This is a genomic window from Peptostreptococcus anaerobius 653-L (genome assembly GCF_000178095.1).
In the GTDB taxonomy this organism is placed as follows: Bacteria; Bacillota; Clostridia; order Peptostreptococcales; family Peptostreptococcaceae; genus Peptostreptococcus; species Peptostreptococcus anaerobius.
Map to the genome: position 1 here is coordinate 33,832 of NZ_ADJN01000072.1, position 15,980 is coordinate 49,811.

The window sequence follows — 15,980 nt, forward strand, 5'->3', positions numbered from 1 at the left end:
TCAAGTATTTATACATATTATTTACTTTGCAATTTTAAAAGAACTCTTAAGAGGTACTATCCTGTTGAACACTAGATTGTCTTGTCTTGAGTATTTTGTATCTAGGCAGAAGAATCCATTTCTGATAAACTGTAGTCTTTCTCCTGGCTTAATACCTTCTGTACCAGTCTTTTCAACAAAACCATTCTTAATTATTAGAGAGTTTTCATTAATCTGATCTAAGAAGTGCTTGCCTTCATTTTCAGGATCATTGTCAAGAATTAATGGTTCATATAGTCTGAACTCAGCTGGTCTACAATTGTTGGCATCTACCCAATGGATTGTAGCCTTTACTTTTCTACCTTCAAAGCCTGAACCAGACTTAGTAGCAGGATCGTATGTGCAATGGATTTCTGTAACTTCTCCATTTTCATCCTTTATAATGTCGTTGCATTTTACATAGTATCCACCCTTTAGTCTGACTTCGTTACCTGGATACAGTCTATGGTACTTCTTGGCCGGAACTTCCATAAAATCGTCTCTCTCAACATATAGGGTACCTGAGAATGACACCATTCTCTTGCCCATTTCTTCGTTCTTTGCGTGGTTTTCTATTTCTATTTCTTCTGATTCCCCTTCAGGATAGTTAGTTATAACTAGTTTAAGTGGGTTAATAACAGCCATTGCAAGTGGAGACTTAGGCTGTAGGTCTTCCCTAAGGAAGAAGTCAAGCATCTGGCTATCTACTACAGAATCAGCCTTTGATACACCTATTTCCGCACAGAAGTTTCTGATAGCCTCTGGTGTGTAACCCCTTCTTCTAAGACCTGATACTGTAGGCATTCTAGGATCGTCCCAACCATCAGTTATACCATTGTCAACCAATAGTTTTAACTTTCTCTTAGACATTACAGTATTAGTCATATTAAGTCTTGCAAATTCTATCTGTCTAGGAACCTTAGGCATTTCACATTCCTTTACTACCCAATCATAGAAAGGTCTCTGGGCTTCAAATTCTACTGTACAAATAGAATGAGTTATACCTTCAATTGCGTCTTCTAGTGGATGGGCAAAAGTATACATAGGGTATATACACCACTTGTCACCAGTATTGTGGTGAGTAGAATGAGATATCCTATATATGGCGGGATCTCTAAGGTTGATGTTTGGTGATGCCATGTCAATCTTAGCTCTTAATACCTTAGCACCATCTTCAAACTCTCCATTTTTCATTCTTTCAAATAGGTCTAGGTTTTCTTCAACTGTTCTATTTCTATAAGGTGAATCCTTACCTGGTTCAGTAAGAGTTCCCCTGTACTCCTTCATCTCTTCGGCAGTAAGGTCATCTACATAAGCAAGCCCCTTCTTGATTAATAGAACTGCTCTTGAATACATCTCATCAAAATAATCAGACGCAAAATGAAGTTCGTTCCAATCAAAACCAAGCCATCTTACATCATTTTTGATTGATTCTATGTATTCAACGTCTTCTTTTACAGGATTCGTATCATCAAATCTCATGTTTACCCTTCCACCAAACTCTCTAGCTAGGCCAAAGTTCAGACATATAGACTTGGCATGACCTATGTGTAGGTAGCCGTTTGGTTCTGGTGGAAACCTTGTTATAATACTGTCATGTTTTTTAGATTCTAGGTCATCTATTATTATGTTTCTTATAAAGTTAGAGTTTTCTCTGTCGTAAGCCATACTTACCTCCTGATTATTAATTTATATAGATTTTAAATTTTTATAATACATATTTTATCTGGATATATGTTTGATCTCTCATCTGACCTAACATTATCTTGTTTTAACTTAATGGATTAACAGGGTATCGTCATATACAGAAATCAAATTCTTTTGAACCTGGTCAAGTTTTGACCTATCATTATCATCAAAACTTCCGTCTAGCCCTAGTTTTAACCCATCTTCAATGGACCTCAACATTTTTACCATCGTTTCAATATTGTGGGGTACATTCTTTTTAGAGTCTTTCATCTTATCATCATAGACCTTGTCCTTTATATTGTTCTTTGACTGGTCCTTTGCAACCAAGTCTATTGCTTTTTGAACCTTCTTAGGGTCAATACCGTCTACTTCCTTGATTTTATTATTCACAAGTCTTATCTGTTCCTTAACTTTTTGTGGTTCTATCTTATAGTCTCTGTCTTTTAAGGGTTGAATCAGATTACTTATATAAGTATTATACCAGTTATAGCCACTATCAACTACTGAATTGTTATAAAATTCGTATTCAACCTTATCTTCCTTTACATCTGTAGAGACTATATACTGCTCTCTATCTATTTTTTCTCCACAACCCACTAGGAGGCTGGTAGCAAAAAACAATAAGGCTATTATTTTTTTATTCGTCATAGTCCACTCTCCTATTATGATACTACCTCAGCTAGCTGCCCATTAAGCGAAAATGACTTAGGATCAGTAATCTTGACATTTACAAGCCTACCTACTAGAGACTCATCCCCTCCAGTGAAATTCACAGTCTTGTTTTGTCTTGATTTTCCAGTCATAATACTAGAATCTTTCTTGCTAGCACCTTCTACTAAGACTTCTACAATTTTACCATCGTATAGGTGATTTTTCTCACCTGATATCCTATTTATTACAGAAAGGACCTTGTCAAACCTCTTATGCTTGATTTCTTCAGGTATTTGGTCTTCCATTTTTGCTGCAGGTGTTCCCTGTCTTTTTGAATATATAAATGTAAAGGCCGTATCAAATCTTACCTCTTCACATATATCTATTGTATCCTGAACATCCTCGTCTGTCTCTCCAGGGAAACCTATCATAATATCTGTAGAAAAGGCAAGATCAGGTATCTCTTCTTTTGCCTTCTTGATAATATTTAGATAGTCTTCCTTAGAGTAGTGTCTATTCATCTTCTTTAAAAGTGATGTAGAACCTACCTGGAATGGTAAATGTAAAAACTCACAGACTTTTTTACAGTCCCTCATAGCGTATATCACATCATCTGATATGTCCTTTGGATGAGAAGACATAAATCTTATCCTCTCAAGCCCCTCTATTTCATTAACCCTTCTTAGTAAGTCTGCAAAACTAATCCTATCCTCTTCTTCCAATGTCTTACCATAAGAATTGACATTTTGACCAAGTAATGTAACCTCTCTAACTCCGCCCTTTACTAGATCTTCTATCTCAGAAATTATATCTTTAGGCTTTCTAGATCTTTCCCTACCCCTTGTATAGGGAACTATGCAGTAGGTACAGAAATTGTTGCAACCATACATAATATTTACAAAGGCCTTTATATCAAATTTCCTGTTTGACTTTAAACCTTCAACAACTTCGCCATCTATATCCCAAACATCTACAAGTATCTTGTCTGATTCAAATGTACTTGCTAGTAGCTCTGGGAACTTGTAAAGATTATGAGTGCCAAATACAAGATCTACATGTTGGTGCTTTGCCTTTATTTCTTCAACTATATGCTCTTGCTGCATCATACAGCCACAGACAACTATCTTCATGTCTGGTCTTTTTCTCTTGATTGACTTTAGGTGACCTAGGTTACCATACACCTTTAGCTCAGCATTTTCCCTTACTGCACATGTATTGTATATTACAATATCAGCAGTATCTTCTGATAGAGCTCTTGAATAACCAATTGACTCTAACATTGAAATTAACATCTCTGAGTCATGCTCATTCATTTGACAGCCAAATGTTTGTATAATAAAAGATTTTCTTTTTCCAGTTTTTATAAACTCATCCTCATTCTTTCTATGAAGCATTTCTATATATTTTTCTTGCTCTTCTATTTTTTCCTTGGATATTTCTATCTGTTTTCTTTCCGACACTTTAATTCTCCTCACTATAAAGGCACTGGTTACAGTGCCTTATTTATTTACTATATTCTATTTTACCATATAATTTATATTTTTTGTATTTTGATTTCATTGTATATATAATATTATAACACTATAGATAATAATACAACGGTTTTCAGGCGTAATTTAAGCTAAATGCAAATATTTTTAGCACTATCTATGTTTGAAGTATGTTAGCATACCTAATCCTGCCGAATCAAATGAATTTGTATTTACTACAGGATATCCTAAACAAGTATATTTATCTTCAACCTTACCATTGGATTTCAGCAACCCCACCTGTCCCGATTTCGCACCCAACTGAATTATTATTGTATTTTTAGGATAAATTAATATAAACCTCATTTTCTGCACTAAAAAAGCACCCTAACGACTGTTAAGATGCCTACATATTATAAATTATAATATCCTGCCATATATCTTTTATAGGTTTATCGTTTATATAATGGTTATTAACTAAATCCTCTGCATCCATATAAAAATCTTCAATTTCTCCAAAATCTCTTGATATAAGCAGTTCTCCCTGTGGTGCACCGATATAATATCTAACACCATATAAATCAAACTCAATGTCTAAACCCATTTCAATTGATTCTATAAGTTCTTCTAGGTTAACAAACTTATCATCTGCCATAACTAACTCCCCCTTATTAAGTCTCTATTAACAATAGTATCAGCTTTTGTTAACTCTCCACCTTCTTTTTCTCTTATATATTTTCCCTTATCCTTTTGAACAACCTTCCAGTTATGAGCGCGAGGCACTGCCGGATGTTTCTTCAGATTTCCATGGTCGGTAAAATCTAATTATTTTTCCATGATACATCAGGATACAACCCTTGTAAATCCTTATATGCGTTACTATTATTATACTTTATATCCATAAACTTATCAAGGGTATCAGCCACATTAGACGGTGTAAAGATTTTGTAGGGAAAAACTATAGACTTTACCTTAATTTCCCCTACAAATATTTTACACTAGCTTTGAAAATATCGTCGGTAGATTTTGTCTTCACCTAACAGTGAGGATTTTTTTCTACCAAGGCTAAAATGTGTAGAGCCATACTATCCATACAGCAATATTAAAGCGCCATTATATCATCATAAAACAAGTATTTGTCACCCTCAACAAGACAAGGTATACCTATATAACCACCCTCTCTGATAGGTTCAAACTCTTTTTGAGTATCCCTTATTTTTAGAAACTCCTTTAAGACTGATATATCTTTTTGTATATCGAGTAGCTCATATTGTACTTGTCTACTATTCAAATGCTCCATAGCTGGCGGACAGTCTGGACATAAATGGCTAATATATAATTTCATGATTATCTCCTATTATTTTATAATTCACCTAAACTTATCTACTATTTAACTATATCATCTATCTTTGTATCTAAGTTTGCTATTCTATGACCCTTACTTAATTTTTTCAGACTCTTAGCTAGATATACTAGGGCTACAAGACCTGATCCTATGTCACTCACTGCATTGGAGATATAGACCCCATCAACACCTAAGAACCTAGGTATCAGATAGATAGCTGGTAATAATATGCCTCCATATCTCAGTACATAAAGTATTGTAGCTGACCTTGGTTGCTTTGTAGACTGCAAAAATGTAGTCGCCAAGGAATGGCAGGCTATAAATGGGATACCCAATAGGTATATCCTAATATTTTTATTTGTAATCTCAAGAAGATCTCTTTGGCTTGTGAACATCCTAGTAAAAACATGAGGAAATACTTCTATTGCTACTAAAAATGACAATGACACTGCTAGCATTATCATAAGTGATAACTTTACAGTTTCTTCCACCCTCTCATATCGCTTAGCTCCAAAATTGTAGCCTATCAATGGTTGTGCACCCTGACCTATACCATATATTATCATAGTCACAAAAAGACTTATCGAACTTATTATAGTAACTGAAGCTAACTGATAATCGCTTCCATAATGGATTATTGACCTATTCAATACTACAGCAACTAAAGTTCCAAATATCTGCATATAAAAATTTGGTAGTCCATTAAGAGCAATATCCTTGACCTCTTCTAATGTCAGCTTGATTCTTCCTTTCCTAAGCTTGATATGCGTATCCTTATTTTTAAGGAAAAAATATATTACATAGACTGTAACAATTGTCTGTGATATAAGTGTTGCTATTGCAGCTCCTCTTACACCCCACTTGAAAATATATATAAATATAAAGTCTAATACTATATTTATTACCGAACTTATAAATACTATGTACATTGATGGCTTGGCAAATCCCAAGCTCCTCACAGTGTTGTTGAGACAATACCCAGTAAGTCCAGGAGCCCCACCCATTAATATTATAACTATATAGTCCTTAGCAAGTTTATATACCGACTCTGACACACCCAACAAGCTAAATAATGGGTCTAAAAATATCAAGCAAACTGCTGTGACTAGAATCTGTGTTATAACTATCAGTACAAGAGATGACGACAAGAGTCTTTCAGCCCCATCATAGTCTTTCTCTCCATTTTTTATAGATATAAGCGTAGACCCTCCAATCCCTATAAGAAGGACAAATGCCATCTGCATAACCTGAAAAGGCATTGTTATGCCTATAGCAGTAAGCCCTAGTGGATCTGATTGACCTACGAATATCCTGTCCACTATATTGTATATGGCTGCAATAAGCATGCTAACTATAGCTGGTATACTTAATTTCACCAGAAGTGACGATACCGAATCATTTTCTAAATCTTTGTTCATAATTACACCCTAGGACACAATAAATCTATTGTGTCCCACTCTTTCTACTATCATTATTAATACTGAAACTTATCTCAGTTCCCTCATTCTTTTTACTTTTTATTACCATTTTTCCACCATGAAGCTTAATTATCTCTTCACTTATAGCAAGCCCCAAGCCACTACCTGTCTTATGGTAGTCTTCTTGGAAAAACTTTTTAGATACTTTGTTTATATTCTGTTCATCAATACCTATGCCAGTATCTGTAACACTAATTTCTGTAACATAGGTAAATTGGTCAACCTCTAGATAAATATTACCACCCTCAGGTGTGAACTTAATAGAGTTCTGTATTAAATTGATCAAGACTTGCCTTAATCTGTTTTTATCCGCATATATTGTCTGCATATTCTGGTTTACAAACTCAAAAGAAAGTCTTAGGTTTTTGTCCACTGCAATGGACCTCAGCTGGTTGATAACACTTACAACAAGGCTCTCTATATTTACAGGCTCAAGCTGCAACTTTATCCTGTCAGATGACAACCTTGAAAAGTCAAGCAACTCTTCTACTAACTTAATCAACCTCTGGGCTTCATCCTGTATAATATTTAGGCCCATCAGTTCCTCTTCCTTGGATATATTGTCAAGCTGTAGGGTCTCACTCCAACCGTTGATTGATGTTAGAGGAGTTCTCAACTCATGCGATACAGAAGATATAAATTCATCCTTTAACTTTTCGCTCTTTTGTATTTCTTGAGCCATATTTTCAAAGGTCCTGGCCAGGTCACCTATTTCGTCATCTGAAATACGCTCCTTGTTCATCTTGATATTATAATTACCCTTTGCTAGCATATTTGAAAATATCTTTAACTCAGTAAGTGGTTCTATAATAGATTCCGCAAACTTCAAGCTAAGCCCTATACTGAATAGTAGGACTAGGATACCTATTAGAATCATATAGGCTACCATCTTTACTATTTCCTTATTGAGGTCTTCAAGGGATATTGAGAATCTTACTACACCATCAACTGTACCATTGACTTTGATTGGAACAGATACACTCATTACCCTTTCGCCTGTGTACTTTTCCTCGTAATCTAATGGCACGATATTACTTGAGTTTTGAAGAGCCTTTTTAACATCTGGATAGTTCATAGTATCCTCTGTATTAAATCCATATTGGTCTATTACAACCTTTCCACTCTTGTCTATGATATTTATGGCTATCTTATTGCTAATAGCATTGTTTTTGTTTTCTAAAATATTGATTGCCCTGTCCATAAATCCTACATTTTCAATATAGGCAGCATTAAATACTGCATTAGTATAGGATACCTGAGACATCAAGGACTGCTTGATAGATGTATAATAATACTTGGTTATAAATACAGACAACAGTATCTCAAAGGAAAAAACCACAAGTATAATGATCATTATAAAGTTCTTTAATACTTTTTTTCTTAATCCTCCAAAATGTAATGTCATTATTCATCTCTCCTAAAAGAGTAGCCATATCCCCATACAGTTTGTATGAACTTAGGCTTTGATGGGTCATCCTCAATCTTATTTCTTATTCTTCTAATGTTTACGTCTACTATCTTGTAATCATATAGGTCAGCAGAACCCCACACCTCTTCAAGTATCTGATCACGGCTAAGGCTCTGAGAGTCATTTGTCATCAGGTACTTAACTATAGAAAACTCAGTTGGTGTAAGATCTACTTCTACTTCATTTTTATATAGTTTTCTCTTGTTTGGATCTAGAAGAAATGGTGGTGTGTTTATCATATTGTTCTTTTTAGAATCAGAATCTTTCTTTACACGTCTTATTAGTGCCTGTACTCTCATAAGTAACTCCTTTATTGAGAATGGCTTAACTATGTAGTCGTCTGCTCCTGACTGGAAGCCTTCTATCTTGTCATCCTCCTGAGACTTGGCTGTAAGCATTATTACACCCATATTATCAAACTCTTTTCTAATATACTTACATATTTCTATACCACTTGTATCTGGCAACATTATATCAAGAAGAGCCAAGCTAATATTCTTTTCAGTAGATAATTTTTCTATTGCTTCGGCCCCTGTTCCAGCCTCTATAACTTCATAACCCTCTCTTTTTAGGTTAATACTAACAAAACTTCTAATTCCAATTTCATCTTCCAAAATTAGTATCTTATCCATTTTTCTCTCCTATCTAAATTTATTTATTGATTATTTCAAATGACTTTTGCACTTCCCTATAGTTTGTACCCATAAGCTTGCAGGCACTCTGATTTATATATTTAAATGTGTATATATAATCTTGATTTTCGTAAAGAACTGTATTAGACTGCTTATCGCTACTACCAGCATCCTTATTTACTCCATTATAATAGTCGCTATTTTTGTCTATTATAATTATCTTGAAATAATCAATCTTGTTACTCATTTCATCTCTAGTAGAAAATACATACTGGACCTTGTCTTCATCAGATTTTCTAGATACTGAAAGTCTATTCTGGTCATAGTCCTTTAGATTCAACTTAAAGTTGTAGTCATAACAATACAAGACCTTATTTGTATTGAGTAACTTTCTTTCCTTGTCGAATTTACCATTCCACTGGTACCAAGTTACAATACTTGATCCCTTTGGCAAGTCTTGTGGGTCCTTTTCTACATTCTGAGAAATCTCTATTATACCATCTTTGTTGATATCAAAAGAACCTAGCGTACTTATATTGTTCAGCTTGTTCTCGTATTCATCGTTAAATACTAGAACAAATTTCCCATCCTTATATACTATGTACTCGTTTATCATAAAGCCACTTAGGCCCTGGTAGGTCAATATAGACCCTCTCCATCCCTTGCCTACAAGACCATTTTTTAGGTTTGTTTTTTCAAGGTTCTCTACATTTTTAATAGTTCCTGCTTCATCAAAAAGTATATTACCATCTACAAAGTTCATTTTACATACCTTTATTTCGTATGTGCTCAGGTCTTTCAAAAGGGCTAGGCCTTCTTTTTTACCGTCTTGATCGTAGTCATAAAAATTTAAGAGCATTGAGTACTTAGAAGTATTAAATTCAGATATTTTCTTTATTGTATCATCTTCATTTTGGTATACATATATATTTTCAAAACCCTTATTTGTCACCTGAAGTACTATATTTTTTTTGCCATTATTATCTACATCTATGAAATTGGCATACTTTATCTTATCTCCCGGTATCCTGACTATTTTCTCACTTTCATCAAGGAGTTCACCGTTTTTTGACTTAAAGATATATATGTAAATACTGTTTACCCCTTGTGACTCACTCTGCTTCTTTTTGAAGGTAACAATCTCGTCATAACCATCATTATTCAAATCGACCCTGTTTATCTTACCTACTTCACCAGCATTCTGAGGAAGAGTAAAATTTGTATCAAGTGGTGTCAGTTTTCTTATCTCATCATAGATTTTCTTGTTAGCTTCATTGTAGATTGGCTTTTCTGATAGCTTTTCAGGCGACTTGATGTTGTTTGCCTTACAAGCAGTCATCATAAATAAAGGTAATAGTAAAAGAGATATCAACCAGAGGATCTTTTTGTGCTTATTCATCGAATCCCCCCTATTCCTTTTTAGGTGGTCTCGGTCCTAAGTACTGGTAATAGTATGTCCTTAACATACCATTGTATAACTTACGTTTTCTAGGAGCGTCCTGACCAAACTCGTATTCAAATTTATCATATGAAGTGATAACAAAGTAAGACCAATTCTTTAGTCCCCTAAATGCGTACCCCATCTCCTTATAGAGAATCTTTACTGCTTCTTCATCTTCTAGTCTCTCTCCATAAGGTGGGTTTGTAATTATCATTCCATACTCTTTGTCTGATTTAAAGTCTTTGACATCTGCTACAGCAAAGTCTATATACTGGTCTACACCTGCTATTTCAGCATTATGCTTGGCTATTTTAATGGATTCTGGATCTATATCATAACCATATATCTTAAAGTCTTCATTGTCATTTAACTGGTCAAAGGCATCCCTTCTTACGTCCCACCATATCTTCTTGTCTATTGTTCTCCACTTTTCGGATATAAACTCCCTATTCATACCAGGAGCCATATTCATACCTATCATGGCTGCCTCTATTAATATTGTCCCTGAACCACACATAGGATCAACCAATATTCTGCCCGGTCTCCAAGGTGTTAGTCTTACAAGACCTGCCGCCAATGTTTCCCTTATTGGTGCCTTGTTGGCTAACTCCTTGTAACCCCTCTTATAAAGGGATACTCCACTCGTATCTATTGATAGTAGGACCCTATCCTTATGTATAAATACATAGATTGGATATTTTTCCTTGTCTTCCTTTAGCATACCTCTTTCCATGTATTTTTCTTTTAAACTATCTACTACTGCCTTTTTTACTATTGACTGTATATCCGGTGTTGAATATAGTTTAGACTTGATGGACGATGCCTTGGCTACTGGAAACTCTGCCCCATATGGTATAAACCTCGACCAATCAATGGACCTAGTCTGGTCGTATAATTCTTCAAAAGACCTAGCTGTAAACTCAGCTATTTTAAGGTTTACCCTCTCAGCACACCTTAACCACATATTAGCCCTTGCTATTCCGTATTCGTCTGTTTTGTAGGTAATCCTACCATCTTCTGTCTTTTCTATTTCAAAACCAAGGTTTTTGATTTCAGTTGCAAGCATCTTTTCCATACCAAAAAAGCATGGCGACACTAAAGTATATTTATAGCTCATTTTTTCTCCTATCTTTTACTAGCTATCTCTAGCATTTTATTTTTTAGCTCTCCCTCTAGCCTCTGAATCTCTTGCTGGGCTGCCAGTCTTTTTTGACTTCCTTCAGAATGTATCCTCATCATTTCGTCAAGACTGTTTATTAAGGTGTCATTTGTATTCTTAATTGTCTCTACATCAACAATGCCCCTCTCAGATTCTTTGGCAGCCTCAATCGTAGCCATTTTAATAGTCTCAGCATTCTGTTTTAAAAGGTCATTGGTTATATCGCTGATCTGCCTTTGTGTTTTTATGGCTTCACCGGAGTTTAATGCTCCTATTGCAAGAACCATCTGGTTTTTCCATAGTGGTATTGTGTTTACAATAGTAGACTGGATCTTTTCGACCATCTCTACATTGTTGTTTTGTACCATCCTAATCTGTGGTCCTGTCTGTATAGCTATCATCCTAGTTAACTCAAGGTCATAGATCTTCTTTTCAAACCTATTTAATTGTTTCTTCAGGTCATCTACTTCCTGAACTAGTTCTTGAGAACCGCTCGTACTGGCTCTATCAATCAGGATAGGTAGGTCTGTATTTTTGATAAGGTCTATTTTTTTCTTGCCTGCTAGTATATACATAGAAATTTCCTTGTAGTAGTCCTTGTTAAGATCATACATTTGGTCTAGCATTGATATATCCTTCATCAGACCAATCTGCTGACTTTCCAAAGATTTCACTATAGTGTCTAGGTTAAGTTGGGCCTTGTCGTAATTGGCCTTTAAAATTTGAGCCTTCTTAGGTCCCTTTCTCAAAAATCCAAGAAACTTCTTTTCTTCCTTGGCATCAAAACCCTTTAGCTCGACTACCAAACTACTTATCATCGACCCGATTTCTCCTAGGTCTTTGGTCCTGATAGTATCCAAAGTCTTCTCAGAAAAATCCGATAGTTTCTTTTGAACACCAACGCCATATTCTAATATCTGCTGGGAATTCTTTATATCTATCTTTTCAGAAAATTCATCTACCATCTTAATTTCATCATGAGTTAGACCTAGATTGGCCATTTCTTCTAGTAGCTTGCCATCTTTTAACTTGTCTCCTATATCAACTGACTTAAGCTCAGGTCTTAGTGTCAATTCAATTTTATTTGTATCCATTATTTTCACCTCTTATATTAGTTTCACTATACAAACCATCCTGTGATAGCATGGTTTTGAGAACTGATATATCTGAATTTATGTCCATTGTGTCTATTGCACTTATTTGGTCTAGCAGCTTGTCATATGCTAGTTTGATTGTATCTAAGGTAGACTCTATATCTAGCTTTACCTTGTCTATGTCGCTAGTGGATATACCTTTGGATTCTATATCCCTATATGATTCAAGTAGTTTGACTGTAGTAGGCATATAATAAGAAGTAAACCTATCAAGGATTCTGATCTGATCAGGATATTTCTTGATCGCATCTACTATATTGTTTATAGACCCATCAATATCTAATACCTTGTTTTTAACATCTAAATTATCTATATCCGCTGATATATCTCTTATCTTTTCAATCTGATTTTGACATGCATCAATTAAGTTTTTGAGATCTTGGTTAGATGCAATCTCTTGCTCTTCTTTCATATTTTTTTCCCTAGATATTAAACTTGATTGGTAAAAAGAATACAATTCATCACTAGCCAAAAATATACTGTCATCTTCAACTATATGCCCTTCAATAAAGTTGCCATTTTTGATATATCTCCTAAGATCTTTTATCACCTTATTCTTTGACCTACCTGTTTTCTTTGCCATATCTTCTATCTGACCATATCCATTTTCATCTATAGCATCTGTGTATGACTTGAAGTTTAGGCAATTTAGTATTCTGTTTGCAAATATGCCCCCTATACCTGTAAACATAAGGCCGCCAACAACAAATACACCATAACTTCCTAGAGATAGACTATAAAATACTACCCCAACTATAAAGGAAATCACTGCCAAGACAAAGCTGGGAACCATAAAACCTATACTGGTGTAAAGTCCCTTTGGCTTGATTGTAAGTCTATCTAAAAGCTTGTTTTTGTTTATAAACTTCTGTCTTTTTATTTCTTTATCATAGATTGGTTTTATCAAGCTTTCTCCAGCCCTTGATGCTATTTTGTATACTGTAGACCTATTGACTTCATCGATTGCCATATCTACTGTTTTTAGTATTTTGTCATTAAGACCACCTAGGTTCATACCCCTTAACATATCATCAACAGACCTGCCTATATATGAACTGATGTCCTTGTCTCTTCTATATTCTTCATATGTATCATAATAACTGTCAGTTTCTTCATCGTATCTTGATCTGTTTCTATAGTCATGATCGAAGTTTCTCCTATTGTAGTTACTATCTCTCATATTATCACCTCACTTATAATAGATATTATACCATACTTCAATCACTTATTCCTATTATATTAGGCCTACTTATACATCTATCTTTATATTTGGACAGTATAAGGGGAGACCCAATTAATCGAATCTCCCCTTATAGCTTAACTTTTATTTTTCTACTAGATGTCCTTCTTCAATGTAGATTATCTTGTCAGCAACAGTATCTGCAAACTGTATATCATGTGTTATTATCAATATTGCCATACCAAGATTTTTAAACTTGTCTATTATAGTTTTTACATTTCCAATATTTTCTTGGTCAAGGGCTGATGTAGGTTCATCAAAGCACAAGACCTTTGGGTTAAGGGCGCATGACCTTGCAATAGCAACCCTTTGCTGTTGACCACCTGATAACTGGTAAGGATACATATCCTTCTTGTCTGACAAGTCCACCATATCAAGTAACTCAAGTGCTACCTTTTCAGCTTCACTCCTAGATTTTTTAAATACTCTAATGGGAGCTTCTGTAATATTTTCCAGTATCGTAAGGTGTGGAAATAGGTTGAAATTCTGAAATACCATACCTATTTGTCCTCTTAACTTGGAAAAGTCTGCTGAATTTTTTATTTCTGTATCATCTACTATTATAGAACCAGAATCAAAAGACTCTAGTCCATTTATGCATCTTATAAGAGTGGTTTTACCTGCACCTGACTTACCAAGTACAACACCTATCTCGCCTTTTTCAATCTCAAAGGATATCCCTTTAAGGACTTCTAAATTATTAAAACTCTTTTTTAAATCTACTACCTTTAGCATATCACACTTCCTCCCAATTACCTACTTATAATAAGAATATTTCTTTTCTAGACTAGCGAACAACTGTGTGATAAGTGCTGTAAGTACTAGATATATTATTGCTGCGTATAAGAATGGCATCAGGCTAGCTTCCCTGTTACTAGCTGCAGTAGCTATTCTAAAAAGATCGTTTAAGCCAAGTACAGATACCAATGATGTATCCTTTACCAGATTTATAAATTCATTTGAAACTGGAGGTAGTACCCTCTTTATAACCTGTGGTATGATGATTCTCCTGTTCATAGTCCACTTGTCAAAACCTAGCACCTTGGCTGCTTCATACTGGCCCCTATCAATTGACTCTAGACCTGATCTAAATATCTCAGCATAGTAGGCAGCATAGTTAATTGTAAAGGCTATAACTGCTATAGGCATCTTGTCAAATACCAGATTTTCGTTTAGCAGTGGTAGTCCATAATATAAAAACATCATCTGTAGTAAAAGTGGACTCCCTCTCATTATCCATATATAAAAACTAGTCACCGACCTTGCCAGTTTATTTTTTGAAATTCTAACTTGTGCTACCAATAAACCAAGTGGTATTGAAAATACCGTAGTCAGTACAAATAGCTCTAATACAATCTTTAATCCTTCAATCATTTCCTAATCCATCCAATCTAATTATTCTAGTTAAACCATTTGGCCTTTATCTTGTCAAATGTTCCATCTTCCTGCATTTCTTTTAATACCTTGTTGAATTCTTCTACCCTCTTAGTATCGTCTTTTCTAAATCCAACTCCATACTGTTCCTTACCAAGGTCACCATCTAGTACCTGGTACTTGTCTGCTCCCCTTTGCTTGATGTAGTACTTTAGTAATACTTCATCACCTACAACAGCCTTAGTTCTACCAATCTCTAAGTCTCTTAGAGCCTTGTCAAATGTATCGTAAGTAGTTGGTTCAGACCCCTTTATAAGACCTGTAAATTCCTTGTTGGCCTCTATAGCATCTAGAGATGCTGAACCAGCCTGTGTTCCAACTTGCTTGTCCTTTAGGTCCTTGAAAGTCTTTATATTGTCTTTCTTCATAGATACTACTATCTGCTTATTGTCCAAGTAAGGAGTAGAAAAAGCTACCTTTTCCTTTCTCTGTTCAGTTATTGAGTAACCATTCCATAGGGCATCTACGTTCTTATTTTCTAGTGACTGCTCCTTTGTTGACCAGTCTATATTTTCAAACCTAGGTTCAAGTCCCATTCTCTTGAAGGCTTCCTTTGCTAAGTCAATATCAAAGCCTACAAGTTCATTCTTTTCATCCAAAAATCCCATTGGTACAAATGTATTATCAAGACCAACTACTATTTCTTTTGATGATTTTGCACTATCTGCCTTCTTTTCAGAAGACTTACATGCTACCAAACTTGTCGCTATCACTAAACCTAAACCTACTGCCATCAACTTCTTTAAACTTTTAATTTTCATTTTGCTACCTCCGTATAATAAATATAAATTTGTGAATTACG

The 15,980-nt window shown here is 34.9% G+C and carries 15 protein-coding genes; all 15 read right to left on the minus strand.

The annotated features are described in order from the left end of the window. Positions 1–21: 21 nt before the first annotated feature. A complete protein-coding gene (locus tag HMPREF0631_RS09335; RefSeq protein WP_002844676.1) occupies positions 22–1,686 on the minus strand; it encodes a glutamine--tRNA ligase/YqeY domain fusion protein in 1,665 nt (554 codons plus the stop codon). 108 nt (positions 1,687–1,794) lie between these two features. After that, complete coding sequence (locus HMPREF0631_RS09340; protein WP_002844689.1) at positions 1,795–2,355, minus strand: hypothetical protein; 561 nt, start codon at positions 2,353–2,355, stop codon at positions 1,795–1,797. A 14-nt stretch (positions 2,356–2,369) separates the two neighbouring features. Beyond that, complete coding sequence (gene miaB, locus HMPREF0631_RS09345) at positions 2,370–3,818, minus strand: tRNA (N6-isopentenyl adenosine(37)-C2)-methylthiotransferase MiaB (RefSeq protein ID WP_002844717.1); 1,449 nt, start codon at positions 3,816–3,818, stop codon at positions 2,370–2,372. A gap of 415 nt (positions 3,819–4,233) precedes the next feature. Continuing rightward, positions 4,234–4,482, minus strand: coding sequence for a hypothetical protein (locus tag HMPREF0631_RS09355; protein WP_002844677.1), 249 nt, complete (start codon positions 4,480–4,482; stop codon positions 4,234–4,236). Between the two features lie 447 nt (positions 4,483–4,929). Further along, the gene (locus HMPREF0631_RS09360; protein WP_002844694.1) at positions 4,930–5,172 is read right to left on the minus strand and encodes a glutaredoxin domain-containing protein; all 243 of its coding nucleotides are present in this window, start codon (positions 5,170–5,172) and stop codon (positions 4,930–4,932) included. A gap of 41 nt (positions 5,173–5,213) precedes the next feature. Next, the gene (locus tag HMPREF0631_RS09365; RefSeq protein WP_002844681.1) at positions 5,214–6,590 is read right to left on the minus strand and encodes an MATE family efflux transporter; all 1,377 of its coding nucleotides are present in this window, start codon (positions 6,588–6,590) and stop codon (positions 5,214–5,216) included. 25 nt (positions 6,591–6,615) lie between these two features. Beyond that, the gene (locus HMPREF0631_RS09370) at positions 6,616–8,055 is read right to left on the minus strand and encodes a sensor histidine kinase (RefSeq protein ID WP_002844726.1); all 1,440 of its coding nucleotides are present in this window, start codon (positions 8,053–8,055) and stop codon (positions 6,616–6,618) included. After that, positions 8,055–8,750: a response regulator transcription factor gene (locus HMPREF0631_RS09375; RefSeq protein ID WP_002844668.1), complete on the minus strand. Its 696-nt coding sequence runs from the start codon at positions 8,748–8,750 to the stop codon at positions 8,055–8,057. Before HMPREF0631_RS09375 ends, HMPREF0631_RS09370 begins: the two co-directional genes overlap by 1 nt. A 19-nt stretch (positions 8,751–8,769) precedes the next feature. Then, a complete protein-coding gene (locus HMPREF0631_RS09380) occupies positions 8,770–10,149 on the minus strand; it encodes a hypothetical protein (RefSeq protein ID WP_002844703.1) in 1,380 nt (459 codons plus the stop codon). 10 nt (positions 10,150–10,159) lie between these two features. Then, positions 10,160–11,308, minus strand: coding sequence for a THUMP domain-containing class I SAM-dependent RNA methyltransferase (locus HMPREF0631_RS09385; RefSeq protein WP_002844680.1), 1,149 nt, complete (start codon positions 11,306–11,308; stop codon positions 10,160–10,162). Between the two features lie 8 nt (positions 11,309–11,316). Further along, positions 11,317–12,444 carry a toxic anion resistance protein gene (locus tag HMPREF0631_RS09390; RefSeq protein ID WP_002844734.1) on the minus strand — a complete coding sequence of 376 codons (1,128 nt, stop codon included), beginning with the start codon at positions 12,442–12,444 and terminating at the stop codon, positions 11,317–11,319. Next, a complete protein-coding gene (locus HMPREF0631_RS09395; RefSeq protein WP_002844743.1) occupies positions 12,431–13,684 on the minus strand; it encodes a 5-bromo-4-chloroindolyl phosphate hydrolysis family protein in 1,254 nt (417 codons plus the stop codon). The genes HMPREF0631_RS09390 and HMPREF0631_RS09395 overlap by 14 nt, the downstream gene beginning before the upstream one ends. Before the next feature lie 144 nt (positions 13,685–13,828). Continuing rightward, entirely contained in the window at positions 13,829–14,479 is a 651-nt protein-coding gene (locus HMPREF0631_RS09400; protein ID WP_002844674.1) for an amino acid ABC transporter ATP-binding protein, read from the minus strand. Between the two features lie 21 nt (positions 14,480–14,500). Further along, positions 14,501–15,118, minus strand: coding sequence for an amino acid ABC transporter permease (locus HMPREF0631_RS09405; protein ID WP_002844731.1), 618 nt, complete (start codon positions 15,116–15,118; stop codon positions 14,501–14,503). A 26-nt stretch (positions 15,119–15,144) separates the two neighbouring features. Then, positions 15,145–15,939, minus strand: coding sequence for an amino acid ABC transporter substrate-binding protein (locus HMPREF0631_RS09410; protein ID WP_002844746.1), 795 nt, complete (start codon positions 15,937–15,939; stop codon positions 15,145–15,147). Positions 15,940–15,980 lie beyond the last annotated feature (41 nt).